This window comes from Acidovorax sp. BL-A-41-H1 (assembly GCF_051942715.1).
Window position 1 is genome coordinate 1,679,602 of sequence record NZ_JBPVJQ010000006.1, and the last position, 23,630, is coordinate 1,703,231.

Annotated in this window: 23 protein-coding genes; 10 read left to right on the forward strand and 13 right to left on the reverse strand. The window is 65.9% G+C overall.

Annotated elements, in window-relative coordinates; genetic code table 11:
- Window positions 1-25: 25 nt before the first annotated feature.
- The 4 genes from ACTPOI_RS20975 (at window position 26) to ACTPOI_RS20990 (ending at window position 3,214) form a co-directional block, all read left to right on the forward strand.
- A complete protein-coding gene (locus ACTPOI_RS20975; RefSeq protein ID WP_440112365.1) occupies window positions 26-409 on the forward strand; it encodes a sirohydrochlorin chelatase in 384 nt (127 codons plus the stop codon).
- 43 nt (window positions 410-452) lie between these two features.
- Entirely contained in the window at window positions 453-1,394 is a 942-nt protein-coding gene (locus ACTPOI_RS20980) for a CysB family HTH-type transcriptional regulator (protein ID WP_440112367.1), read from the forward strand.
- A 51-nt stretch (window positions 1,395-1,445) separates the two neighbouring features.
- A complete protein-coding gene (locus ACTPOI_RS20985; RefSeq protein ID WP_440112369.1) occupies window positions 1,446-2,612 on the forward strand; it encodes a pyridoxal phosphate-dependent aminotransferase in 1,167 nt (388 codons plus the stop codon).
- Window positions 2,613-2,809: 197 nt separating this feature from the next.
- Entirely contained in the window at window positions 2,810-3,214 is a 405-nt protein-coding gene (locus tag ACTPOI_RS20990) for a VOC family protein (RefSeq protein WP_440112371.1), read from the forward strand.
- Between the two features lie 44 nt (window positions 3,215-3,258).
- Here ACTPOI_RS20990 and rng read toward each other — a convergent pair whose 3' ends face one another.
- From rng to ACTPOI_RS21025, 7 genes are all read right to left on the reverse strand, one after another.
- Window positions 3,259-4,746: a ribonuclease G gene (gene rng, locus ACTPOI_RS20995; RefSeq protein WP_440112373.1), complete on the reverse strand. Its 1,488-nt coding sequence runs from the start codon at window positions 4,744-4,746 to the stop codon at window positions 3,259-3,261.
- 53 nt (window positions 4,747-4,799) lie between these two features.
- Complete coding sequence (locus ACTPOI_RS21000) at window positions 4,800-5,414, reverse strand: Maf family protein (RefSeq protein ID WP_440112375.1); 615 nt, start codon at window positions 5,412-5,414, stop codon at window positions 4,800-4,802.
- A 120-nt stretch (window positions 5,415-5,534) separates the two neighbouring features.
- Window positions 5,535-6,002: a 23S rRNA (pseudouridine(1915)-N(3))-methyltransferase RlmH gene (gene rlmH, locus ACTPOI_RS21005; RefSeq protein ID WP_010458753.1), complete on the reverse strand. Its 468-nt coding sequence runs from the start codon at window positions 6,000-6,002 to the stop codon at window positions 5,535-5,537.
- 74 nt (window positions 6,003-6,076) lie between these two features.
- A complete protein-coding gene (rsfS, locus tag ACTPOI_RS21010) occupies window positions 6,077-6,985 on the reverse strand; it encodes a ribosome silencing factor (RefSeq protein ID WP_440112377.1) in 909 nt (302 codons plus the stop codon).
- Window positions 6,986-7,167: 182 nt separating this feature from the next.
- Window positions 7,168-8,163 (reverse strand): oxygen-dependent coproporphyrinogen oxidase, encoded by a 996-nt coding sequence (gene hemF, locus ACTPOI_RS21015; RefSeq protein ID WP_440112379.1) that lies wholly within the window; start codon window positions 8,161-8,163, stop codon window positions 7,168-7,170.
- 143 nt (window positions 8,164-8,306) lie between these two features.
- Window positions 8,307-9,584 carry a phosphoribosylamine--glycine ligase gene (purD, locus tag ACTPOI_RS21020; protein WP_440112381.1) on the reverse strand — a complete coding sequence of 426 codons (1,278 nt, stop codon included), beginning with the start codon at window positions 9,582-9,584 and terminating at the stop codon, window positions 8,307-8,309.
- A gap of 219 nt (window positions 9,585-9,803) precedes the next feature.
- Complete coding sequence (locus ACTPOI_RS21025; RefSeq protein ID WP_440112383.1) at window positions 9,804-10,523, reverse strand: YebC/PmpR family DNA-binding transcriptional regulator; 720 nt, start codon at window positions 10,521-10,523, stop codon at window positions 9,804-9,806.
- Window positions 10,524-10,785: 262 nt separating this feature from the next.
- On the opposite strand from ACTPOI_RS21025, the gene ACTPOI_RS21030 reads away from it, so the two are divergent.
- The 6 genes from ACTPOI_RS21030 (at window position 10,786) to ACTPOI_RS21055 (ending at window position 17,817) form a co-directional block, all read left to right on the forward strand.
- On the forward strand, window positions 10,786-12,315 hold the full coding sequence (locus ACTPOI_RS21030; RefSeq protein WP_440112385.1) for a helicase HerA-like C-terminal domain-containing protein: 1,530 nt from the start codon (window positions 10,786-10,788) through the stop codon (window positions 12,313-12,315).
- Between the two features lie 288 nt (window positions 12,316-12,603).
- Entirely contained in the window at window positions 12,604-13,410 is an 807-nt protein-coding gene (locus ACTPOI_RS21035) for a glycine-rich domain-containing protein (RefSeq protein ID WP_440112387.1), read from the forward strand.
- A gap of 170 nt (window positions 13,411-13,580) precedes the next feature.
- A complete protein-coding gene (locus ACTPOI_RS21040; protein ID WP_440112389.1) occupies window positions 13,581-14,423 on the forward strand; it encodes an enoyl-CoA hydratase-related protein in 843 nt (280 codons plus the stop codon).
- Window positions 14,424-14,613: 190 nt separating this feature from the next.
- Entirely contained in the window at window positions 14,614-15,606 is a 993-nt protein-coding gene (locus ACTPOI_RS21045; RefSeq protein ID WP_440112391.1) for a threo-3-hydroxy-L-aspartate ammonia-lyase, read from the forward strand.
- A gap of 212 nt (window positions 15,607-15,818) precedes the next feature.
- Window positions 15,819-16,448: a uracil phosphoribosyltransferase gene (gene upp, locus ACTPOI_RS21050; protein WP_069105724.1), complete on the forward strand. Its 630-nt coding sequence runs from the start codon at window positions 15,819-15,821 to the stop codon at window positions 16,446-16,448.
- A 100-nt stretch (window positions 16,449-16,548) separates the two neighbouring features.
- Window positions 16,549-17,817, forward strand: coding sequence for an amidohydrolase family protein (locus ACTPOI_RS21055; protein WP_440112393.1), 1,269 nt, complete (start codon window positions 16,549-16,551; stop codon window positions 17,815-17,817).
- Between the two features lie 298 nt (window positions 17,818-18,115).
- On the opposite strand, the gene ACTPOI_RS21060 is transcribed toward ACTPOI_RS21055, so the two are convergent.
- From ACTPOI_RS21060 to ACTPOI_RS21085, 6 genes are all read right to left on the reverse strand, one after another.
- On the reverse strand, window positions 18,116-19,354 hold the full coding sequence (locus ACTPOI_RS21060) for a GGDEF domain-containing protein (RefSeq protein WP_440112395.1): 1,239 nt from the start codon (window positions 19,352-19,354) through the stop codon (window positions 18,116-18,118).
- A gap of 271 nt (window positions 19,355-19,625) precedes the next feature.
- Window positions 19,626-20,879 (reverse strand): hypothetical protein, encoded by a 1,254-nt coding sequence (locus tag ACTPOI_RS21065; RefSeq protein WP_440112397.1) that lies wholly within the window; start codon window positions 20,877-20,879, stop codon window positions 19,626-19,628.
- Window positions 20,880-21,031: 152 nt separating this feature from the next.
- The gene (locus ACTPOI_RS21070) at window positions 21,032-21,784 is read right to left on the reverse strand and encodes a hypothetical protein (RefSeq protein ID WP_440112399.1); all 753 of its coding nucleotides are present in this window, start codon (window positions 21,782-21,784) and stop codon (window positions 21,032-21,034) included.
- A gap of 113 nt (window positions 21,785-21,897) precedes the next feature.
- Window positions 21,898-22,485 carry a hypothetical protein gene (locus tag ACTPOI_RS21075; RefSeq protein WP_440112401.1) on the reverse strand — a complete coding sequence of 196 codons (588 nt, stop codon included), beginning with the start codon at window positions 22,483-22,485 and terminating at the stop codon, window positions 21,898-21,900.
- Window positions 22,482-22,778: a DnaJ domain-containing protein gene (locus ACTPOI_RS21080; RefSeq protein ID WP_440112403.1), complete on the reverse strand. Its 297-nt coding sequence runs from the start codon at window positions 22,776-22,778 to the stop codon at window positions 22,482-22,484. The genes ACTPOI_RS21075 and ACTPOI_RS21080 overlap by 4 nt, the downstream gene beginning before the upstream one ends.
- Before the next feature lie 106 nt (window positions 22,779-22,884).
- Complete coding sequence (locus ACTPOI_RS21085; RefSeq protein WP_069105717.1) at window positions 22,885-23,598, reverse strand: YebC/PmpR family DNA-binding transcriptional regulator; 714 nt, start codon at window positions 23,596-23,598, stop codon at window positions 22,885-22,887.
- Window positions 23,599-23,630: the final 32 nt, after the last annotated feature.

Genomic DNA, 23,630 nt, shown 5'->3' on the forward strand with positions numbered 1-23,630 from the left:
GCATTTACACACTTCTGCTCTACCCATGACCCGCTCCATCATCCTTTTTGCCCATGGCTCGCGTGACCCCCTCTGGCGTGCCCCCATGGAGGCCGTCGCCCAACGCATCGCCACGCAGCAGCCCGGGCGACCGGTGGCATGTGCCTACCTCGAGCTGTGCGAACCATCGTTGCCCCACGCAGCCGCAGTGCAGGCGGCGCAGGGCGCCACGCACATCACGGTGGTGCCCATGTTTCTGGGTACCGGCAAACACGCCCGCGAAGACCTGCCGGTGCTGGTGGAAGAATTGCGTGCAGCGCACCCGGGCATCGAATTCGCTGTGCAGCAGGCCGTGGGCGAAGATCCGCGCATGACCGCCCTCATGGCAGAAATCGCCTGCGAGACTCCACCTTCCGCGCCCACACGTTAGAACCCTGGAGCATAATGATGCACCTCCTTAGGTGCAATCAGATATGAACCTCCACCAGTTCCGCTTCGTCCAGGAAGCCGCCCGCCGCAACCTCAACCTGACGGAAGCCGCGAAGGCCCTGCACACCTCGCAGCCCGGCGTGTCCAAGGCGATCATCGAGCTGGAAGAAGAGCTGGGCGTGGACGTGTTCGCCCGCCACGGCAAGCGCCTCAAGCGCATTACCGAGCCGGGCCAGCATGTGCTCAAGAGCATTGAGGTCATCATGCGCGAGGTAGGCAACCTCAAGCGCATTGGCGAGCAGTTCAGCGCGCAGGACAGTGGCACCCTGAGCATTGCCACCACCCACACCCAGGCCCGCTACGTGCTGCCCGTGCCGGTGGCCAGGCTGCGCGAGGCCTACCCCAAGGTCAACATCAGCCTGCACCAGGCCACCCCGCACGAAGTGGCACGCATGATCCTGGACGAAGTGGCCGAGATCGGCATGGCGACCGAATCGCTGGCCGACTACCCCGAACTCGTCACCCTGCCCTGCTACGAATGGCAGCACGTTCTGGTCGTTCCGAACGAGCACCCGCTGGCCCAGAAAGAACGCATCGGGCTGGAAGACCTGGCCCACGAGGCACTCATCACCTACCACCCGTCCTTCACCGGGCGCGGCAAGATCGACCAGGCCTTTGCCAACCGCAAGCTCGAACCCCGCATCGTGCTGGAGGCCATCGACTCCGACGTGATCAAGACCTATGTGCGCCTGGGCCTGGGCATTGGCATCGTGGCCGAGATGGCCATGCGTGACGACCCGGTGGGCGACCTGGCCGTGCGCCCGGTGGGCCACCTGTTTGGCCAGAGCGTGGCCCGGGTGGCTTTCAAACGCGGCGCGTACCTGCGCAATTTCGTGTACAAATTTGCCGAACTGCTCAGCGACCGCCTGAGCCGCGACCTCATCGCTCGGGCGATGTCCGGCCATGTGAACGACTACGAGCTGTAAACCGCCACTCTGTTTCCCCGCCCTGACCTGCCGCCCAGCCCCCGTCGCGCCATGACCCACGCCACTGCCCGCACCCCAGAATTTGCCAGCAAGCTGCCCAACGTGGGCACCACCATCTTCACCGTCATGTCGGCCCTTGCCACCGAGCACAAGGCCGTGAACCTGGGCCAGGGCTTCCCAGACTTCGAATGCGATCCGGCACTGGTGAACGCCGTCACGCAGGCCATGCAGGCAGGCCAAAACCAGTACCCGCCCATGCCCGGCGTGCCGGTGTTGCGCGAGGCCGTGGCCCGCAAGATCGAGGCGCTGCACGGCAAGGCCTACAACCCCAACACCGAAATCACGATCACGGCAGGCGCCACGCAGGCCATCATCACGGCCATCCTGGCCATCGTGCACCCGGGTGATGAGGTCATCGTGCTCGACCCGTGCTACGACAGCTATGTGCCCAACATCGAGCTGGCGGGCGGCAAGGCCGTGCGCGTGCCCCTCACGCCCGGCACCTTCCGGCCCGACTTTGCGCGCATCGGGGCGGCCATCACGCCCCGCACCCGCGCCATCCTCATCAACAGCCCGCACAACCCCAGCGCCACCATCTGGACGGCGGACGAGATGCGCCAGCTCGAAGCGCTGCTGGCCCCGACCGACATCCTCCTCATCAGCGACGAGGTATACGAGCACATGGTGTTCGACGGCGCCGAGCACCAAAGCGCCGCACGCTTTGCAGGCCTGGCCGCCCGAGCGTTCATCGTGTCGAGCTTTGGCAAGACCTTCCACGTCACTGGCTGGAAGGTTGGCACCGTAGCCGCGCCCGCACCGCTGACGGCCGAATTCCGCAAGGTGCACCAGTTCAATGTGTTCACCGTCAACACGCCGGTGCAACACGGCCTGGCCGCCTACCTGCAGGACCCCACGCCCTACCTGCAGCTACCCGCCTTCTACCAGGCCAAGCGCGACCTGTTCCGCGCAGGGCTGGCAGGCTCGCGCTTCAGGCTGCTGCCCAGCACTGGCAGCTACTTCCAGTGTGTGGACATTTCCGCCGTAAGCGACCTGGGCGAAGCCGATTTCTGCCAGTGGCTCACCCGCGAGGTGGGCGTGGCGGCCATTCCGTTGTCGGCGTTCTATGGCGACGGGTTCGACCAGCGCGTGGTGCGCTTTTGCTTTGCCAAGAAGGACGACACCCTGCGCGCGGCGCTGGAGCGGCTGCGCAAGTTGTGAGGCAATGGGCCAGGATAGCTGTGGGCCCTGTGGAGCAAGTTCAGGCAGTTTTCAGGCGTTTTTGGCCACAAGCCCAGGATTTAATTGCCTGGATAGCTATTAATTGAATAGCAACAATCCAGCACAACACCCTGCCGCGCAGCACGCCTCACCCACACACCCGGCAGCGTTGGCCTGCGGCCCCAGAAAGGATTGCCATGTTTTCGCACATCATGGTGGGCGTCGCCGATTTCGACCGGGCGATGGGGTTCTACCAACCGGTACTCGGCGCACTGGGGGTCGAGTTCCGGTTCTCGGAACCCGGCCGCCCATGGGCTGGCTGGCAGTCGTCACCCGGTCCGCGCCCGCTGTTCCTGATCGGGCGCCCGTACGACCAGGCGCCACATGCCCCAGGCAACGGGCAGATGGTGGCCTTCACGGCACCGACGCGGGCCGCAGTGGATGCAGTGCATGCCCTGGCCCTGGCGCACGGCGGCCGCAGCGAGGGAGCCCCGGGCCTCCGGCCCGAATACCACGCGCACTACTACGCTGCGTACTTCCGCGACCCAGACGGCAACAAGCTGTGCGTGGTGTGCCATGACGACCCGGCGGCGCCTGCCTGACCACGCACCCGCGCCGAAGCGGCCGCGGTGCGTTCACCCCCGCATCACAGCAGCACGATGTCGTACTGCTCCTGCCCCATGGCGCTTTCGGCCTGTAACGAGATGGGTTTCTTGATGAAGTCCGACAGCCCCGCCAGGTGCTGGCTTTCCTCGTCGAGGAACAACTCCACCACCCGCGCCGATGCCACCACGCGGAACTCGCGCGGGTTGAATTGGCGGGCTTCGCGCAGGATCTCGCGCAGGATGTCGTAGCACACGCTGCGCGCGGTCTTCACGCTGCCTTTGCCCTGGCAGGCCTCACAGGGCTCGCACAGCATGTGGGCCAGCGATTCGCGGGTGCGCTTGCGGGTCATCTCGACCAGGCCCAGCTGCGAGAAGCCGCCCGCCATGGTCTTGACCCGGTCGCGCGCCAGCTGTTTCTTGAACTCCGCCAGCACAGCTTGCTGGTGGTCATCGCGCACCATGTCGATGAAGTCCACGATGATGATGCCGCCCAGGTTGCGCAGCCGCAGCTGGCGCGCAATGGCCTGCGCGGCCTCCAGGTTAGTCTTGAAGATGGTGTCGTCGAAATTGCGCGCACCCACGTAGCCGCCGGTGTTCACGTCGATGGTGGTGAGCGCCTCGGTCTGGTCCACGATGAGGTAGCCGCCCGACTTCAGATCCACCCGGCGGCCCAGGGCCTTGGCCACTTCCTCGTCGATGGAGTACAGGTCGAAAATCGGCCGCTCGCCCTTGTAGTGCTGCAGCTTGCCTGCGGCGGCGGGCATGAACTCCTGCCCGAACGCGCGGAGCCGGTGGAACTGCTCCATGGAGTCGAGCCGGATGCTCTGCGTAGCCTCGCCCACCATGTCGCGCAGCACACGCTGCAGCAGGTCCAGATCCTGGTGCAGCAGCGAGCCTGCAGGCAGCTTGAGCGATGCCTCCTTGATGCGCGCCCAGGTCTTGCGCAGGTAGGCAATGTCTTCAGAGAGCTCGGCGTCGGTGGAATCCTCGCCGTTGGTGCGCAGTATGAAGCCGCCGCCCCCGCCCGTGGATTTGTCCCCCACCAGTGCCTGCAGGCGCGCGCGAAGTGCGTCGCGCTCGGCGCCGGGGATCTTCTGCGACACGCCCACATGGTCGTCCTGCGGCAAAAACACCAGCAGGCGCCCGGCCACGCTGATCTGCGTGGACAGCCGCGCGCCCTTGGTGCCGATGGGGTCCTTGATGACCTGCACCATGAGGGACTGGCCCTCGAACACCTGCTTTTCAATCGGGATCTGCGGCTCGGTCTTGCGCGCAAAGGCCGGTGGCTCGCCGTCGGGCTGGCGGTGCCACACATCGGCCACATGCAAAAAGGCTGCGCGCTCCAGGCCGATGTCGATGAAGGCCGACTGCATGCCGGGCAGCACGCGCGAGACCTTGCCCAGGTACACGTTGCCCACCAGCCCGCGCTCCAGCGTGCGCTCCACATGCAGCTCCTGCACCGCGCCGTGCTCCACCACGGCCACGCGGGTTTCCTGGGGCGACCAGTTGATGAGGATGTCTTGTTGCATGGTGTCTCGGTTTTATCGTTGTAGGGGCCGCAGCGCTCCGGCCCGTGCCCGGTTCAGACGGCAAAACCTGCTTCGTGCAGGAGATTGGCGGTCTCGAACATGGGCAACCCCATGATGCCCGAATAGCTGCCCGCCATGTGCGCCACATGGGCAGCGGCCCGGCCCTGGATGCCGTAGGCACCCGCCTTGCCCAGGGGCTCCCCGGTGGCGACGTAAGCGTCGATCTGCGCGGGCGTCATCGCAGCAAAGGTCACGCGCGATACCGACAGCGCCTGCAGGCGGCGTGCGCCATGCTGCAGCGCCACGGCGGTCAGCACCTGGTGCTCGTGCCCGGCCAGCGCCTGCAGCATGCGCGCAGCATGCGCGGCATCGTCGGGCTTGCCGTAGATGGTGTCGCCCAGCGCCACGGTGGTGTCGGAGCACAGGATGGGCGCCTCGGGCAGGCCACGGCGCACGCGGCGGGCCACGGCCGCGTCGAGCTTGAGGCCGGTCACGCGCTGCACATAGGCGGCAGGTGCCTCACCCGGCAGTACGGCTTCGATCGCCTCCGCATCTTCTACGTCGTCGCCGTCCACATTGGGCAGCAGCAGCTGGTAGGCCACGCCCAGTTGCTCCAGCAACTGGCGGCGGCGGGGGCTTTGCGAGGCAAGGTAGATGAAGTCGGGCATGGGGCGATTTTGAGTGAAATTGGGCTGTAGCGCTTGCATCACATGCGCTGGTAGCTATCAAAAGAGGAGCATCAACCGTTGCGCGCACAGCAGGCAGCCCGCTACGCACGGCCACCCCGATCACTCGCGGTGGTACGGGTGACCAGCGTTGACGGACCAGGCGCGGTACAGCTGCTCGATCAGCAGGACCCGCACCATGGCGTGCGGCAGGGTCAGGTCAGACAGCCTGATGCGCTCGTGGGCGCCCTGGCGGAAGGCCGGGTCCAGCCCGTCCGGCCCGCCAATGACCAGGGCCACGTCGTCGCCGCCCAGCTGCCAGCCCTTGAGCCGCTCTGCCAGTGCCTTGGTGGTCAGGTTGGTGCCGCGCTCGTCCAGCGCCACCACGCGCGTGCCACGGGGTATGGCGGCCTCGATGCGCTCGCGCTCGGCGGCGTATAGGGTTTCCAGCGTCTTGGAGCCGCGTGGCTCGGTCTTGACGGCCTTGAGCTCGACCTTGAGTTCGGGGGGAAAGCGTTTGGCGTAATCGTCATACGCCGTCTGGGCCCAGTCGGGCACCCGCTGCCCGACCGCCACGATGAGCAGCTTCATGGATGGTCAACCCGGATGCGAAAAGAACACAGGTCGCGCCGCGCGCCCGGCGGGGCGCACGGGGCGCGTGCCGCTCAACCCTTGCGGCCCGGGGCCTTCTTGGCTGCGGGCTTGGTGCCTGCAGCGGCTGGCCTGGCCGCCGAGCGTGCTGGCGCCTTGGTGGCGGCTGGCGACGACTTCTTGGCGGCGGGCTTCTTGGCGCCACCGGGCTTGACCACCACGGTCTTGACGGCGGTCTTTGCAGGTGCCTTCGCTGGCGCCTTGACGGGAGCTTTGACCGGGGCCTTGGCAGTCGTCTTTGCCGGCGTCTTGGCAGTGACCGGCTTCTTGGCGGCTACTGCGGCGGCCCCGGCCTTGGTGGCGGGCTTGCCGGCTGCCGCCTTTACCGGTGGCTTGGCTGTAGCGGACTTGGCAGGTGCTGCCACCTTGGCCGCGCTCTTGGCCACGGCCTTCACGGTGGCCTTGCCGGAACGGGCGGGTGCTGCGGGTGCGGCGGCCTTCTTGGCAGGTGCCTTGCCGGCGGCCTTCGCGTCCGACTTGGCGGCCTTTTGGGCCGACTTCTTGTCGGCCAGGTCGGCCGCGGCGGTAGACACCGGCTTGGCCGCGCCCAGCTTCAAACGCACAGGCACTTCGCCCCACAGCTCTTCCAGGCGGTAGTACTGGCGGATGGCGGGCTGCATGATGTGCGCCACGGCAGCGCCGCAGTCCACGATGATCCACTCGCCGTTGTCTTCGCCTTCGATGCGCGGCTTGGAAAAGCCGGCTTCCTTGACGGCGTCGCGCACGCTGGCGGCCAGCGCCTTGGTCTGGCGGTTGGAGGTACCCGATGCCACGATCACCCGTTCAAACAGCGGCGACAGGTGCTCGGTGTTGAACACCTGGATGTCTTGCGCCTTGACGTCTTCCAGCCCGTCGACGATGGCGCGCTGGAGTTTGGTGACGTCTTTTTTGGCTGCGGATTCCGATTTGGTGGAGGTGGTCATCAGGCGTGGAATAGAAGGGGAATAAGTCAATATAGCGTGCAACGCAGCGGGCAGCCAGTAGGGCAGCGCCTCGGGTGTTGCGCAGGCGCGCTGCGTGGTTTTGAGGTGTCTTTGGCCTCTGGCGCAAGTGCGAAAAGCGCTGGCAGCTATTGAAATTATAGCTTTTGCGCTTTTCGGGCCATTCAACCTGCCGTGCCGGGGGCTTCAGCCAGCCAGTCGCGCCGCACCAGAAAGCGCAGCGTGAGCGCTGCCTCGGCCGAATCGGCAGCGTCCGAGCGCTGGTACGACCACGACACCAGCGGCGGCATCGACAACAGGATGGACTCGGTACGCCCGCCCGACTGCAGGCCAAAGTGCGTGCCACGGTCCCACACCAGGTTGAACTCGACATAACGGCTGCGGCGGTAGAGCTGGAACTCACGCTCCCGCTCGCCGTAGGGCGTTTCCTTGCGCTTTTCCACGATGGGTAAATACGCCGACAGGAAGGCATCGCCCACCGACTGCGTCATGGCGAGGCTCTGCTCGAAGCCCAGTTCCGAGAAATCGTCGTAGAACACGCCGCCCACGCCGCGCTGCTCGCTGCGGTGCTTGAGGTAGAAGTATTCGTCGCACCACTGCTTGAAGCGGGGGTACTTGTCATCGCCAAACGGCGCCAGCGCATCGCGGCAGGTGCGGTGAAAGTGCACCGCGTCTTCTTCGAAACCGTAGTACGGCGTGAGGTCCATGCCGCCGCCAAACCAGCAGGTCGGTGTCTGGCCGGGGTGGCCTGCGGCGATCATGCGCACGTTCATGTGCACCGTGGGCACGTATGGGTTGCGCGGGTGAAACACCAGCGACACGCCCATGGCCTCGAACGGCGCGCCCGCCAGCTCGGGCCGGTGCTGCGTGGCCGAGGGCGGCAACTGCGGGCCGCGTACATGGCTGAAGCCACAGCCCGCGCGCTCGAACACGAGGCCGTTCTCCATGATCTTGGTGATGCCATCGCCCTGCAGCATCTCGCCCGGGGGCTTGCTCCAGGTGTCAGCCAAAAAGCGTACACCGCCCTCGCCTGCACCCGCTTTGGCGGCTTCTGCAGCCTCCACGGCTTCCAGCGCATCGGTGATGCGGGCCTGCAGGCCCTGCAGATAACCGCGCACGGTGGCCACGCTCGCGGCAGGATTCAAACCAGGTTGTTGCATTTCAGTGATCCATTGCCATCGCCACGCTGCGCGGCCGTTAAAACTGGCGCGGCCCATGCCAGGGACGCCAAGCAAGGGCCGCCCCGCCGCGAGGGCGTCGTCCCCCTCCGGGGGGAAGGCGCCGCAGGCGACTCAGGGGGGAGCTATTTGACCGCCCGGAAGCCGATATCCCGGCGGTACTGGGCACCATCGAAGTGGATGCCGCGCGCCACGTCATACGCGCGGATTTGCGCCTGCTTGACGCTGTCGGCCAGCACCGTGACGCACAGCACCCGGCCGCCCATGACGCTGACCACGCCATCTGCCAGCTGCGTACCGGCGTGGAACACCATGGCGTCTTCCACCTCGGCGGGCAGGCCGGTGATGGCGTCGCCCTTGCGCGGTGCCTCGGGGTAGCCGTGGGCGGCCATGACCACGCCCAGCGCGGTGCGGCGGTCCCACTGCAGCTCCACGGTGTCGAGCTTGCCGTCGGCGGCGGCGCCCATCACGTCGCAGAAATCGCTTTTCAGGCGCATCAGAATGGGCTGGGTTTCCGGATCGCCCATGCGGCAGTTGAATTCGAGCGTCTTGGGCTGGCCTTTGGCGTCGATCATCAGCCCGGCGTACAGGAAGCCGGTGTAGGGAATACCGTCCTTTTCCATGCCGCGGATGGTGGGCAGGATGATCTCGCGCATGGCGCGGGCGTGCACGTCGGCCGTGACCACGGGCGCAGGCGAATACGCGCCCATGCCGCCGGTGTTGGGGCCTTCGTCATTGTCTTTCAGGCGCTTGTGATCCTGGCTGGTGGCCAGGGCCACCACGTTCTTGCCGTCGCACAGCACGATGAAGGAGGCTTCTTCCCCTTCGAGGAACTCCTCGATCACCACGCGTGCGCCACCCTCGTTGTGCGTCACGCCGTACTTGTTGTCCACCAGCATGAAGTCCACCGCGTCGTGGGCCTCCTGCAGCGTCATGGCGACCACCACGCCCTTGCCTGCGGCCAGGCCGTCGGCCTTGATGACGATGGGTGCGCCCAGACGGTCCACAAACGCATGGGCAGCCACCGGGTCGGTAAAGGTGTCGTAGTCGGCCGTGGGGATGCCGTGGCGGCGCATGAAGGCCTTGGAAAACGCCTTGGAGCTTTCCAGCTGCGCGGCGGCCTTGGTGGGGCCAAAGATGCGCATGTTGTGGGCGCGAAACTCGTCGACCACGCCTGCGGCCAAGGGTGCCTCAGGGCCCACCACCGTCAGCGCAATTTTCTCGGCCTGCGCCCAGGCGCGCAGCTCGCGCACATCGGTGATGGCCACGTTCTCGAGCTTGGCGCCCAGCGCCGTGCCGCCGTTGCCCGGCGCCACATACACCTTGGTCACCTTGGGAGACTCGGCCAGTTTCCACGCCATCGCGTGTTCACGGCCGCCGCCACCAATCACAAGTACTTTCATAGGAACCTTTGGTGAACCCCTGCTGGCACTGCACCAGCTACCAGGGGTTCGGAAAAAAACTCAATCAAATGGACCGCCGCGCCAAACGCTGTGCACAACCGTCAAAACTGTCGCAGCCAATGCAAGGGACGCCGAGCAAGGGCCGCCCCGCAGCGAGGGCGTCGTCCCCCTCCCGCGCAGCGAGAGAGGGGGAAGCGGCGCAGCCGCCCAGGGGGAGTCTCACAGTGCAGCGTTGTGATAAACCTCTTGCGTATCGTCCAGGTCTTCCAGCACGTCCAGCAGTTTCTGCATGCGGGCAGCGTCATCGCCGGTCAGCTCGATGGTGTTCTCGGGCCGCATCGTCACCCCGGCCACCTCGGCTTTCAGGCCGGCAGCCTCCAGCGCATTCTTCACGGCCTCGAAGTCTGCAGGGGCGGTCAGTACCTCCACCGCGCCGTCGTCATCCGTCAGAACATCTTCAGCGCCCGCCTCCAGCGCCACTTCCATCACCTTGTCTTCGCTGGTGCCGGGCGCAAAGATGAGCTGGCCGCAATGCTTGAACTGGAACACCACCGAACCCTCGGTGCCCATGTTGCCACCGTGCTTGCTGAACGCATGCCGCACTTCGGCCACCGTGCGCACGCGGTTGTCCGTCATGGTGTCGATCATGATGGCCGCACCGCCAATGCCGTAGCCCTCGTAGCGGATTTCTTCGTAGGTCAGGCCCTCGGCATTGCCGGTGGCCTTGTCGATGTTGTATTTGATGCGGTCGGCCGGCATGTTGGCCGCCTTGGCCTTGTCGACCGCCAGCCGCAGGCGGGGGTTGGCCGATAGGTCGCCGCCACCGGCGCGGGCTGCCACAGTGATTTCGCGAATGATGCGGGTCCAGATCTTGCCGCGCTTTTCATCCTGCCGCCCCTTGCGGTGCTGGATATTCGCCCATTTACTGTGTCCTGCCACGAGAAGTCCTTTAGTGCGGGTGTATGGATACGGGTGTCTTGATTTAATCTACCGGCGGATTTTACTTTTTGCCGAACCCGGAGCCTCGGCACGCGTCGCGCGCCCAGGGTGCGCTGCGGATCGGGATGGCCTGCCAGGCGCAAAGCGCAGCAATAGCCGCAGCTATTGCGAGCATTTGCAACGCAGCAGACCGCCCGAGACCGCAGATGCACCCGCCGCGCGACGCGTGCAGAGGCTCCTTCATCCCCCGAGGAAACCCGAAATGGCCGAACCCCTGCTGATTGCCAAGCACAACACCACCGAATGCCACCTGCTGCCGGGCCTGGCCAACCGCCACGGGCTCATCACCGGCGCTACTGGCACCGGCAAGACGGTGACGCTGCAGACCCTGGCCGAGAACTTCTCGCGCATCGGGGTGCCGGTCTTCATGGCCGACGTGAAGGGCGACCTGACCGGCGCCAGCCAGCCCGGCAAGATCGGCGAGAAGCTGGCGGCGGTGCTCAAGGAGCGGGGCCTGGACATCCCACCCCCACTGGCCTGCCCCACCACGCTGTGGGACGTGTTCGGCGAGCAGGGTCACCCGGTGCGCGCCACGGTGTCCGACATGGGCCCCCTGCTGCTGGGCCGCATGCTCAACCTCAACGAGACGCAGCTCGGCGTGCTCAACCTGGTGTTCAAGATTGCCGACGACAGCGGCATGCTGCTGCTGGACCTGAAGGACCTGCGCGCCATGCTGCAGTACGTGGGCGACAACGCCAAGGAGTTCACCACCGAGTACGGCAACGTGAGCGCCGCCAGCGTGGGCGCCATCCAGCGCGGGCTGCTGCAGATCGAGCAACAGGGTGGCACGCAGTTCTTTGGCGAGCCCATGCTCGACATCCAGGACTTCATGCAGACGGTGGACGGCCACGGCGTGGTCAACATCCTGGCGGCCGACAAGCTCATGAATTCGCCCCGGCTGTACGCCACCTTCCTGCTGTGGATGCTGTCGGAGCTGTTCGAGACCCTGCCGGAGATCGGCGACCCCGAAAAGCCCAAGCTCGTCTTCTTCTTTGACGAAGCGCACCTGCTGTTCAACGAAGCCCCGAAGGTGCTCGTCGAGCGCATCGAGCTGGTGGTTCGCCTCGTGCGCTCCAAGGGCGTCGGGGTGTACTTTGTCACACAGAACCCGCTGGACATCCCCGACACCGTGCTGGCCCAGCTGGGCAACCGCGTGCAGCACGCCCTGCGCGCCTTCACCCCGCGCGACCAGAAGGCCGTGAAGGCCACCGCTACCACCATGCGGCAAAAGCCGGGCCTCGACATCGAAACCGCCATCACCGAGCTGGCCGTGGGCGAGGCGCTGGTGAGCTTTCTGGACGCCAAGGGCCGCCCCAGCGTGACCGAGCGCGTGTTTGTGCTGCCGCCGGGCAGCCAGCTGGGCCCCATCACGCCGCAGCAGCGCCAGGCGTTGATGGCCGGCTCGCTGGTAGCCGGCGTGTACGAGAAGGTGGTGGACCGCGAATCGGCCTACGAAAAGCTCAAGGGCCGCGCAGCCGACCTGTCTGCACAGGCCAATACGGCTGGCGGCAAGCCTGGCGCAGCAGGCACCGCGGAGCAGGACGGCGGCGGCCTGCTGGGCGGACTCAACGATGTGCTGTTTGGCAGCACCGGCCCGCGCGGCGGCAAGCGCGACGGGCTGGCGCAGACCATGGCCAAGTCGGCCGTGCGCACCATGGGCACCACACTGGGCAAGGAAATCCTGCGCGGGGTGCTGGGCGGCATTTTTGGGGGCGGCGGGCGACGCCGCTGAGCCACCACGCTCATCACGCCTACCGCCTGCTCGAAGGCGGCAGCATGCGGTGGCAAACCGTGCCGCATGCTGCGTTGAGATCGCCCGGCACGCGGCCAGCCCTGCCTCGCCCTGCCCCTCGCTCAGCCTGGAGCGCGGAGACCGGGCACCACTGTGCGCGCGACACCACACTTCCCGCACCCGCTTCACAGCACTGACACGCAACCGTCACATTTCCGCCATGAAATCACCCTGAAAGAAGGACAGGGACAAGCAAGAAATAACAACAACCAAAAAAAGGAGGGACCCATGACCACAACGACCACAGAACGGATGGTGCTGCGCTGGGGCAGCAAGCTACCCATGCTGGCAGTGGCAGGCTGGGTGGTGGCAGTAGCAGGCGTACCCGCTGGCGCATGGCGGCTGCGGGGTGTGTGGCTGCTCTACCTTTTCATCACCGTGGTGCTGCTGGCCATCATGGGCCAGTGGGTGCGGTCGGTGCGCGAACACTACATCCGCGAAGCCCCCCTGCCCCGCTTCTTGCAGCGCAAACTGCGCGAGGCCTACCCGCACCTCAGCACCCGGGATTGCGAGCTGGTCGAACGCGGCCTGCGGCAGTTCTTCATGGCCTGCCTGCGCAGCAAGAAGCAGTTTGTGGCCATGCCATCGCGCGCGGTGGATGCGCTGTGGCATGCATTCATCTTGCATACGCAGGCCTACAAGGGCTGGTGCGACAACGCCCTGGGTTTCTTCTTGCACCACACGCCTGCCGAAGCCCTGGGCTCCAGGGCGCGCCACAACGATGGCCTGCGCCGCGCCTGGTTCTGGGCGTGCAAGGAAGAATCCATCGATCCCAAGGCGCCCAGCCGACTGCCGCTGCTGTTTGCGCTGGACGCCAAGTTCGCGATTGCCGGCGGCTTCAGCTACGTGCCCGACTGCACTGACATCGCCCGCAAGAGTGACGCGGGCGGCGACGGGGGCGGCACGTACTGCGGCACCAGTTTTTCAGACGGCAGCTACAGCGGCAGCTCGGACGATTTTGGCGGGGCCGACAGCAGCGGCGATGGGGGATCGGACGGCGACGGCGGAGGCGGCTGCGGCGGGGGTGGTGATTGAGGGGTTGAGGGTGGCCGCTCGCGGGGGCAGATCCACCCACAGCGAACGCTATCTATCTCATAGCTTCCAGGGCATATGGAACAAGCGCTAGCGGCCAAAAACACCCAAACTCTGCCAAAGTCGCCCACGCGACGACTCGCGCGCAACCTGCCGCACTACAGTGTTGCCCCATGAACCCACTCACCTGCTTCACCCTCAGCGTCACCGACCATGTGGCCCATCTGGTGCTCAACCGCCCCGAGGCCATGAACACCATGCACCCCACCTTCTGGCGCGAGCTGGATGCGGTGCTGGCGCAGCTGCACCAGGCAGGCGAGGCGCGTGCGCTGGTCATCAGCAGCACCGGCAAGCATTTCAGCGCCGGGATGGCACTCGAAACCTTCAGTGGCGCCATCACGATGGACGACCAGAGCCCCGAGGGCCGGGCTGCCATCTTCGACCTGCTCACCGATATGCAGGCCACCTTCACCCGCATCGACAACCTGCGCATCCCCGTCATCGCGGCCATCCAGGGCGGCTGCATCGGTGGCGCCGTGGACATGGTCACGGCCGCCTGCGTGCGCTATGCCACGGCCGATGCGTTCTTCTGCATCCAGGAAATCAACATCGGCATGGTGGCCGACGTGGGCACGCTGCAGCGCCTGCCCAAGCTGATCCCGCTGGGCGTGGTCAAGGAACTGGCCTACACCGGCCGCCGGCTGCCCGCACAGAAGGCGCTGGGCTACGGCCTGGTCAACGAGGTGTTTGACACCGCGGAAGCCATGGTGGCCGCCGCCCTGCAATGCGCGCAAGAGATCGCCTCCAAGCCGCCCGTGGCCATCTGGGGCACCAAGCAGGCCGTGAACTACGCGCGCGACCATTCGGTGGAAGACAGCCTGCGCCAGATGGGCTGGCTGCAGGGCGCCATCTGGAGCAACCAGCATGTGCGCGAAGCCGTCACGGCCATGAAGCAAAAGCGTGCGGGCGACTTCCCGGCGCTGACGCCGCTGCGCACCTTCAGCCAGCACGACTGACCGGCTCCGCTGCTGCGCAATCAGCAGCGGAAAGGGTGTGCCCCAAGCCTTCAAACACCTTCCTGGGGCAGCGCCGTGCATCAATTTGCATAGCAGCAGGTGCATGTAAATCAAGCGCCTGCAGCCGGTTTGGCTGCAAAACAGCGTGCAAACGCTATCATGGCGCGGTACCAGACCCAAGGATGCCGCCATGAGCCTGTCCAGCCTCACCCCACCCACCTTCGACGATGTCGCAGCGGCTGCGCACCGGCTCAAGGGCATGGCGCACCGCACGCCGGTGCTGCGCTCTACCAGCGCCGACGAAATGCTGGGTGCCCAGTTTTTCTTCAAGGCCGAAAACCTGCAGCGCACGGGAGCCTTCAAGTTCCGCGGGGCTTTCAACGCGCTGGCGCAGTTCACCGACGACCAGCGCGAGCGCGGCGTGCTGGCGTTCTCGGCCGGTAACCATGCCCAGGCCATTGCGCTGTCGGCCCGCCTGCTCGACATGCCCGCCGTCATCGTGATGCCCGAGGATGCCCCGGCCTCCAAGATGGCCGCCACGCGCGAATATGGCGCCCAGGTGGTCACCTACAACCGCTACACCGAAGACCGTGAGGCCATCAGCCGCCAGCTGGCGCTGGAGCGCGGCATGACGCTGGTGCCGCCGTTTGACCACCCGCACGTGATTGCCGGCCAGGGCACCGCCGCGCTGGAGCTGCTGGAAGACGTGCCTGACCTCGACTACCTGTTCGTCTGCGTGGGCGGTGGCGGCCTGCTGGCGGGCAGCCTGCTGGCGGCCAAGGCCAAGGCACCGCATTGCAAGGTGATCGGCGTCGAGCCCGAGGCCGGGGACGACGGTGCGCAGTCCTTGCGCGCCGGGCACATCGTGCGCATCCCCACGCCCCACACCATTGCCGACGGCGCGCAAACGCAGGCACTGGGCGACCTTACCTTCCCCATCATCCGCGACCATGCCGAAAGCCTCATCAGTGTGCGCGACGACCAGCTGGTGCAGGCGCTGCGCTTCTTTGCCGAGCGCATGAAGATCGTGGTGGAACCCACGGGCGCCCTGGGCTTTGCGGGCGCGCAGGTCTTTGCAGGCGCCGAAGGCAGCGGCAAGCAACTGCATGGCGAGCGCGTGGGCATCATCATCAGCGGCGGCAATGTGGACCTTGGGCGCTACGCGCGCTTTCTGGCAGACTGACGGCCCCGCAGGCAGCGGGGCGCAGCCCGCGACAAGCGTCAGCCCCCCGCGCACTGCACCGCATGCGCTGCGGACCTGGGGCGACGCCGGGCCAACGGCAGCAGACCGGTGCGCAATGCCTTCTCGCCGTGCCGACCGCGCCGCGCTGGCCTGCACACTGCCCACAAGGCACCCTTAAATTTCAGACCACCCAAGACCACAAGGCTTTCGAGATGAGCAACGTCACCGTCATCAACCACCCCCTCGTCCAGCACAAGCTCACGCTGATGCGCAAGAAAGACGCCAGCACCAACAGCTTTCGACGCCTGCTGGGCGAGCTCTCGACCCTGATGGCGTATGAAGTCACGCGCGACATGCCGCTGCAGGACGTGGAGATTGAAACCCCGCTGGAGACCATGACCGGCAAGGTGATCGACGGCAAGAAACTGGTGCTGGTGTCCATCCTGCGCGCCGGCAACGGCTTTCTGGACGGCATGCTCAACGTGGTGCCCGGCGCCCGTGTGGGTCACATCGGCCTGTACCGCGACCCCGCCACGCTGCAGCCGGTGGAGTACTACTTCAAGATGCCCGCCGAAATGGACGAGCGTGACATCATCGTGGTCGACCCGATGCTGGCGACCGGTAACTCGGCTGCGGCGTGCGTGGACCGCCTGAAAAAGCTCAACCCCCGCTCCATCAAGTTCGTCTGCCTGCTGGCCGCCCCCGAAGGCATCGCCACCATGCAGAAGGCCCACCCCGACGTACCGATCTTCACCGCCGCCATCGACCGCGAGCTGAGCGACCACGGCTACATCCTGCCAGGGCTGGGGGACGCGGGCGACCGGATTTTCGGGACCAAGTAACCGGCGCCTAGCCTGGGGGCAATGCCCTTGGACGACTCCCGAACGCCAGGCCACCGCAAGGTGGCTTTTTTCCATCGCAGCCACTGCCCGGACCACCGCCATGCTCGACCTTCTCATCACCCACGCCACGCTGCCCGATGGCCGCCAGGACATGTCGATTGCCGTGCAAAGTGGCCGCATCACCGAGGTGACCAAAGGGCTGCAGGCACCGGCGCACGAGACGGTAGACGCGGGCGGCCTGCTGGTGAGCCCGCCGTTTGTGGACGCGCATTTCCACATGGATTCCACCCTGAGCTACGGCCAGCCGCGCGTGAACGAGAGCGGTACGCTGCTGGAAGGCATTGCGCTGTGGGGCGAGCTCAAGCCCACGCTGACGCACGACGCGATCGTGCAGCGCGCGCTGCGGTACTGCGACATGGCCGTGGCGCGGGGGCTGCTGGCCATTCGCAGCCATGTGGACACCAGCCACGCCAGCCTGCTGCCCGTGCATGCGCTGCTGGATGTGAAGCAGCGCGTGGCGCCTTATCTGGACTTGCAGCTGGTGGCGTTCCCGCAGGATGGCGTGCTGCGCGCGCCGGGCGGGCTGGACAACCTGAAACGCGCGCTGGACCTGGGGGTGGATGTGGTCGGTGGCATCCCGCATTTCGAGCGAACCATGGCCCAGGGCGCCGAGAGCGTGAAGATCCTTTGTGAACTGGCGGCCGAGCGCGGCAAGCGCGTGGACATGCATTGCGACGAATCCGACGACCCGCATTCGCGCCATGTGGAGACTCTGGCCTTTGAGACCCAGCGCCTGGGCCTGCATGGCCGGGTCACAGGCTCGCACCTGACCTCCATGCACAGCATGGACAACTACTACGTGAGCAAGCTCATCCCGCTGATGGCCGAGGCCGAGCTGGGCGTGGTGGCCAACCCGCTCATCAACATCACCTTGCAGGGCCGCCACGACACCTACCCCAAGCGCCGCGGCATGACCCGCGTGCCCGAGCTGATGGCCGCGGGCCTGACGGTGGCCTTTGGCCACGACTGCGTGCTGGACCCCTGGTACAGCGGCGGCAGTGCCGACATGCTGGAAGCCGCCCACATGGGCCTGCATGTGGCGCAGATGACCAGCCAAGCGGCCATGCGCCAGTGCTTTGATGCCGTGACCGTGAACCCTGCCCGCCTGCTCGGCCTCAAAGGCTACGGACTGGCGCCCGGCTGCCATGCCGACCTGGTGCTGCTGCATGCGCGCAACCCGGCAGACGCGATCCGCCTGCGCGCGGCACGGCTGCGCGTGTGGCGGCGTGGCACTCTGGTGGCAAGCCAGCCTGCGCCCACGGCACAACTCCATCTGCCCGAGCGGCCCGCTGTTGTCGATTTTCTGTGAAATTGGCCGCAAGCCCATGTTGTATTTGCCCGTATCGCTACAAATTTCATAGCGATTACCTTTGCCACGCCAGGCGCACGGTGCACTAGCGAAACCTCGCAAGCACCAGCGCGAACGTCGTAACGCCCAGCACCAAGGACACAGCAGCAACGCCCACACCAGGGGCCACCTTGAGCACACTCGCCTGCTGCAACAGCTCGCCCGCTGCCATGGCCAGCAGATGGCCACTGAAGCGCGTGCATCCACAGGGATGCCGGGTCGCCATCGCCCGTGGCGGTGGGTGTTGATGAGGCAGTCCTTAAGCCAGGGAAGCTGCCGCCACGGAAACCGCTTCCACCCGGTTGCGCCCGCGCTGCTTGGCAAGGTACATGGCCTCATCGGCCCGCTGGAGTAGCGCGTCGGCGGCTTCGCCACGGGACGAGAGCGCCACGCCAATGCTCACGGTCAGGTACAGCGGCGCAGAAGTGTTGGCGTAGGCCGGGCTCGATGCCAGCAGCGCCCGCAAGCGCTCTGCCACGACCAGTGCGCCGTCCAGATCCGAGTTGGGCAGGAACACACCAAACTCCTCTCCCCCCAGCCGGCCCATGACATCCTCCTTGCGCAGGCAACTGGCGGCCACCTGCACAAAGTGCTGCAGCACGTCATCGCCCGCGCGGTGGCCGCGCGTGTCGTTGACAGACTTGAAATGGTCCAGGTCCAGCACCATCACGGACAGCGGCAGGCCTGTGCGCTGCGCGCTGCTGGCGGCTTTTTCAAGCAGGGTCAGCAATGCCCGGCGGTTGAACACCTGGGTGAGCGTGTCCATCTCGGCCAGGCGGCGCAGCTCGGTGGTGACGAACTCGTTGGTCAGCATCAGCGTTCCAAAACCGATCATCACGATGGCAATCGTGGCTTCAAGCACCACAAACTGCGACAGCAGCGACAGCAGCCCCGGATCGCCAAGCGAGGCGTCTGCAGGCTGCGCCAGGCCGAATGCCAGCGGTCGCACCAGCACGAACAGGCCGTGCGCACCCAGTAGGGCAGCGAACAAGTAGCGCGCTGGCACTTGCTGGAGCCGACCCCGCGCCACCGTACGCGCCGTGAGGAGATAGAACACGCCAGAAAACACGCTGATGAGCACAAAGCGCATGCCGGGACGGGGGTCCACGGCCGTGAAATGGACGGACAGCAGCAACAACACGAAAAACGCTATCGCCAGGCCCACACGCTGACGAGCGCGCAATGCCCTGCGGCCCATGTAGGCGCGCCCGCCAAGCCAGCATAGACATGCCGCGGTGGCCACCGCAGCCTGGGCCAGCACCACGGAGACCACTTCGGGCAGTACATCACGTAACAGCAGGTTGATGGCGAACGTGGTGGCCGCAAGAAATGAAAGCATCCACAGCTTGAGGCCGGGCACGTTCCTGTTGAATGCCCACACCGCGTAAAGAACCCCGCTCACCAGCCCGCAAAACAGTGCGGCCATGAGGATGAGGGTGGGGCTGTGCATGTAAGAAGGCGCTGTGTCGTTGCGGGATGCCAGCACGAAGGGAGGCATTTCTGAAAATCGTTATGTATCGTAACCGGAGTTTCGGTGGGGGCGAGCGCATAGGCGCTGCCGTCTGCGGCCGATGCAGACGGTGGCGCCGTCAAGCTTCACGCCGCCCGCACAGCGGTAGCATCTGCACTGAATCACGTCACAGCAATACCGTCCAGTGGCCGCCACGGCAGCAACGTCTGACCTGCGATCGCAGAGGTGCATTCGCATCTGCACGCCTGCACGCCTGCACGCCTGCACGCCTGCACGCCTGCACGCCTGCAGCCAGTATTCAGGCGGCCACGTTGCACTCGCGCCGCAACAGGGCCATCGCATCGTGCAACTGGTAGTCCATGTCGCTGAGCAGGGTCTTTTCGGCATCCTGCACAAAGCCGTGCCACAGCGCGATGTAGTCGGCATGGCGCGCGCCGGGCGCATGCTCGCGAATGAAGCCGGTGGCCAGCGCTGCGTCCAGGCCTGATTTGCGCAGCTTGCGCACCAGGCTGGCAGCCGTTTTTTCGGTCAGCAGTGTCTTTTTGGGCGCACCGGCGGCCACGCACAGGAAAAGCGTGAGCAGGCTGTGCTCGTCGTCATTGCCCAGCACCGTTTTCGTCCAGGTCTTGCTGGCGGGCTGCAGCAGCTCTTCGCCGGCATCGAGCTCGTCCAGGCTGCGGTGGTAGTCATCCACTTCGGCCAGCGGATCTTCGAGCAGGAAGTAGCGTGAGCGAAAGGCGCTGGTGGGACGCATCAGCGGGCGCAGCACGGTGGCAGGGTCCAGCAGCTTGCGCAGGTCGGCCTGCACGGTGCCGTACTCGGCCTGCACCGCTTCGCGCAGCCCCGCTGGCAGCCCGACCGGAAGACGCAGTGCCGCGCCATCGGCCGAAAGCGGCTTCTTGCGCTGGGCATTCACCGCCTTCTCAAAGGCCACAGGGTGGGGCCAGTCGGCGGCACGAGGCGCCAGCACCTGCAGGAGCAGGCCCGTGCGGATCACGGCCTCGGCATCGGCGCCCGACTCCTGCAGGGTGTCCGGATCCAGGTCGTACTGCTCGGCCATCCACAGCGCGGCATCGATGGCTGCGGCGATGCGGCTGCGGCGCTCCAGTTCAGACCGATATTCCGCATGGGTGCGCAATGACCAAAGCCCCAGTAACGGCACACCGGCATCGGCCAGGCCAGCCATGCCAAAGTTGCTGCTCTCGGGCATGGCGATCAGCCGGCGCAGCATGTCCGAGCCCGCCTTGGAGCGCGACAGCAGCGAATGGTCGCGCAGCAGCACGGCGGCCTGGGCCAGGTCTGCGTTCGTGGCCTCCAGCAGGTGCAGGCTGATGAGGTTGACGATGCGATCGCGCGCCTTCTCCAGCTCGGGCCGCAAAAATTCGCTGCCAAAATAACGGGCGATCTGCACCATGCCCTTGGGCGCATCGGCATGCAGGGCCGCCAGCCGCTCAGCATCGATGATGCCGTGCTGCACGCCATACACCAGCGCCTTCTCGAAAAACGGACGGGCGTCGTGGAGCTGCAGTGCGGAGGATGTGGTTTCCGTCATGTCATCGTTCGGTTGGCATCAGTGCCAAACACCATCGGGTGCTTGAAAAGGGCGCGGCCCCCTGAGGGAGACGCCGGGCAAGGGCCGCCACGCAGCGAGGGCGTCGTCCCCCGGGGGAGGAAGGCGCCGCAGGCGACTCAGCGGGAAGCCATCTATATCGCAGACTCTTCGTCCGAAGCGCGGGCTGCGGGCGTGGCCTTGCCGCGGTCGGTTTCGCTGGTCTCGAACTTGCCGTCGTCTTCCTCGGCTGGCTCATCGCCGTCGTCCAGCCCCAGGTCAAAGGCACGCGCCTTGGCGCGCAGCACCAGCAGGGTTTCGATGAACAGGTCGCGGCATTCATAGCGCAGCAGCCAAGCCATCTGCATCCAGTCACGGTCGGCCACTTCGTCCAGGTCCACCCGCGGCTGTACGTAGCCCGAGGCCAGCAGTTCGTCGTCGCTCAGCGTGGGGCCGTAATCTTCGGTGGCGTCAAAGGTGCCGGTGCGGGCAAACGCCTCCACCCGACTCCACTTTTCGGCAAAGTAGTTGGCCAGGGCCTCACTGCCACCCTCCAGGTCGCCGATGGCGGTCAAAAACTCCACGGGGTCTGCGCCGTCGCGGAAGATGACGGCGTTGACCATGCTGCGCAGGTGGGTGTGCGTGAGGTCCTTGTACTGTTTTTCCAGCACCATGGCGCGCGCAAACTGCTCGGGCGTGACCAGCATGTTCACCACCGACGCCTTGGACTCGTCGTACTCGCGCATCACGGCCAGGATGTCCTTGGGCGCGAGCTGGTCGAGCACCACCATCAGCGCGTTGTCGCCATCGGTGTCGGCCAGTTCGGCCAGCGCGGATTCCGCGCCGACGATGTCGCCGGCTGCAATCAGGCTGGTGGTCTTGGTGATCAGTGCGAGGTGGTTGGTCATGGGGTGTTCCGTATCGATGGTTCGCTGTGGGACGTTAACGCTGGCACCGTGCGGGTGCAGGGCGGGCGCGGCGCCTGCGCCCTGCCCCCCTTCAGCCCAGCATGGCCGCTTCCTCAGTCCTTGCGCTCAAAGCCCACGTCGGACAGCCAGTTCGAGGCGGCCTCTTCGCGGGTGCGGCTGTTTTGCGGCTCCATCGCGTCGTCGGCGCTCAGTGCGTTGTACTCGTCGTCGTGCTCGGCATCTTCGCCCGCTTCGTCATTGGCATCGCTGTCGCCGTCAGAGCGCGCGGCGCTGGTGGCCATCGACGCCATGCGGGCCTGGGCGTGCAGGTACTCCAGCCCGGCGGCAATGGCCAGAAAACGCCCGCCGGCGGGCTCACGCAACACGGTCTGGGCCAGGCTTTCGGCCCACGGCTCCAGTTGCACAGCGCCAGCCAACGTGCCCCATGCGGGAAGCTCATCCACTGGCAGGCTGATGAGCTGCTCCACCGCCGCAGGCTTGGTAAAGCGAAACCCCTGGTGGAAGACCACGGCCACCATCTCGGGGGCCAGCTCCATCATCTGCACCAGAAAGGCGATTTCGTTGCGTTTCTCAGCCAGGCGCTTGCGCAGCACATCCTTGCCTTCGGAGTCGGAAACAAGGTCATCCAGCTCGGCCTGGTAGGCCGAACGCAAGTCATGGAAGTAAGGAGAAATTTTCAAGTTGAACCCGTAGCAGAGAAGATGCGCGATGAATAGGACTGCCAGATTTCCGTCGCGGTCTGCAACGGGTCGTCCAGCAAATTGCGGCGGCGATTGTCGTCATAGGCCTGGCGCGCATCGTCGTCAGACAGCACCTCGTAGGCCTTTTGCACCGCCTGAAACCGTTGCGCCGCATCCGGCGCGTCGTTACGGTCGGGGTGATAGAACGATGCCTTCTGGCGAAAAGCCTTTTTGATGTCGGCCAGAGTGGCGTTGGCGGCAACCCCCAGGGCTGCGTAGTGATCTGCGCTCATCGGTCAGTGGCCCGATCAGAAATCTGGGACAGCAAACTCTCGCACCCGGCAGTCGAGCAGCCGCATGCCGACCCCACCTGTGCCGCCTGCCCAAAGTGTCCTGCCATCAACCGGCCAGGCTCACAAACACGTTTTGCACATCGTCGTTGCCATCAATGGCCGCCAGGAAAGCCTCGACTTCCTCCAGCTGTTCGGGCGTGAGGTTGGCGGGGTTCACCGGGTTCTTGGGCTTGTAGCCCAGCTTGACCGACAGCACGTTGAAACCGTGGGCTGGCAGCGCGCGGCTGACCAGGTCGAGGTCTGTAGGATCCGTCCAGAAGGTGGTGGTTCCCTCTTCGTCGCCGGCTTCAAAGTCCTGCGCACCGGCTTCGATGGCGGCCAGTTCCGGATCGGCGTCGGGCGTGGCGGGCTCGGCCTCGATCATGCCGACGTGGTTGAAGTCCCACGACACCGAGCCAGATGTGCCCAGCTGCCCCTTGCGAAACAGCACCCGCATTTCAGGCGCGGTGCGGTTGACGTTGTCGGTGAGGCACTCGACCATGACAGCGACCTGGTGCGGCGCGAAGCCTTCGTAGATCACGCGCTCGTAGCTGACGGCGTCGGCACCGGTGCCCGAGCCCTTCTTGATGGCGCGCTCCAGTGTGTCCTTGGGCATCGATGCCTTGCGGGCCTGCTCGACCACCAGGCGCAGCCGGGCATTGCTGGCCGGGTCTGCCCCGCCGCGTGCGGCCACGGTGATTTCCTTGACCAGCTTGCCAAACAGCTTGCCCCTGGCATCAGCGACCTGTGCCTTGCCCTTTGCTTTCCACTGCGCGCCCATGTTGGATTCTCTTTTCGTTGGTGTTGCGGCGT

Bases quoted from the DNA above. Each gene is read 5' to 3' on its own strand.
- ACTPOI_RS20975 (WP_440112365.1), top strand. From the start codon at position 26: ATGACCCGCTCCATCATCCTTTTTGCCCATGGCTCGCGTGACCCCCTC.
- ACTPOI_RS20980 (WP_440112367.1), top strand. From the start codon at position 453: ATGAACCTCCACCAGTTCCGCTTCGTCCAGGAAGCCGCCCGCCGCAAC.
- ACTPOI_RS20985 (WP_440112369.1), top strand. From the start codon at position 1,446: ATGACCCACGCCACTGCCCGCACCCCAGAATTTGCCAGCAAGCTGCCC.
- ACTPOI_RS20990 (WP_440112371.1), top strand. From the start codon at position 2,810: ATGTTTTCGCACATCATGGTGGGCGTCGCCGATTTCGACCGGGCGATG.
- rng (WP_440112373.1), bottom strand. From the start codon at position 4,746: ATGCAACAAGACATCCTCATCAACTGGTCGCCCCAGGAAACCCGCGTG.
- ACTPOI_RS21000 (WP_440112375.1), bottom strand. From the start codon at position 5,414: ATGCCCGACTTCATCTACCTTGCCTCGCAAAGCCCCCGCCGCCGCCAG.
- rlmH (WP_010458753.1), bottom strand. From the start codon at position 6,002: ATGAAGCTGCTCATCGTGGCGGTCGGGCAGCGGGTGCCCGACTGGGCC.
- rsfS (WP_440112377.1), bottom strand. From the start codon at position 6,985: ATGACCACCTCCACCAAATCGGAATCCGCAGCCAAAAAAGACGTCACC.
- hemF (WP_440112379.1), bottom strand. From the start codon at position 8,163: ATGCAACAACCTGGTTTGAATCCTGCCGCGAGCGTGGCCACCGTGCGC.
- purD (WP_440112381.1), bottom strand. From the start codon at position 9,584: ATGAAAGTACTTGTGATTGGTGGCGGCGGCCGTGAACACGCGATGGCG.
- ACTPOI_RS21030 (WP_440112385.1), top strand. From the start codon at position 10,786: ATGGCCGAACCCCTGCTGATTGCCAAGCACAACACCACCGAATGCCAC.
- ACTPOI_RS21035 (WP_440112387.1), top strand. From the start codon at position 12,604: ATGACCACAACGACCACAGAACGGATGGTGCTGCGCTGGGGCAGCAAG.
- ACTPOI_RS21040 (WP_440112389.1), top strand. From the start codon at position 13,581: ATGAACCCACTCACCTGCTTCACCCTCAGCGTCACCGACCATGTGGCC.
- ACTPOI_RS21045 (WP_440112391.1), top strand. From the start codon at position 14,614: ATGAGCCTGTCCAGCCTCACCCCACCCACCTTCGACGATGTCGCAGCG.
- upp (WP_069105724.1), top strand. From the start codon at position 15,819: ATGAGCAACGTCACCGTCATCAACCACCCCCTCGTCCAGCACAAGCTC.
- ACTPOI_RS21055 (WP_440112393.1), top strand. From the start codon at position 16,549: ATGCTCGACCTTCTCATCACCCACGCCACGCTGCCCGATGGCCGCCAG.
- ACTPOI_RS21060 (WP_440112395.1), bottom strand. From the start codon at position 19,354: ATGCCTCCCTTCGTGCTGGCATCCCGCAACGACACAGCGCCTTCTTAC.
- ACTPOI_RS21065 (WP_440112397.1), bottom strand. From the start codon at position 20,879: ATGACGGAAACCACATCCTCCGCACTGCAGCTCCACGACGCCCGTCCG.
- ACTPOI_RS21070 (WP_440112399.1), bottom strand. From the start codon at position 21,784: ATGACCAACCACCTCGCACTGATCACCAAGACCACCAGCCTGATTGCA.
- ACTPOI_RS21080 (WP_440112403.1), bottom strand. From the start codon at position 22,778: ATGAGCGCAGATCACTACGCAGCCCTGGGGGTTGCCGCCAACGCCACT.
- ACTPOI_RS21085 (WP_069105717.1), bottom strand. From the start codon at position 23,598: ATGGGCGCGCAGTGGAAAGCAAAGGGCAAGGCACAGGTCGCTGATGCC.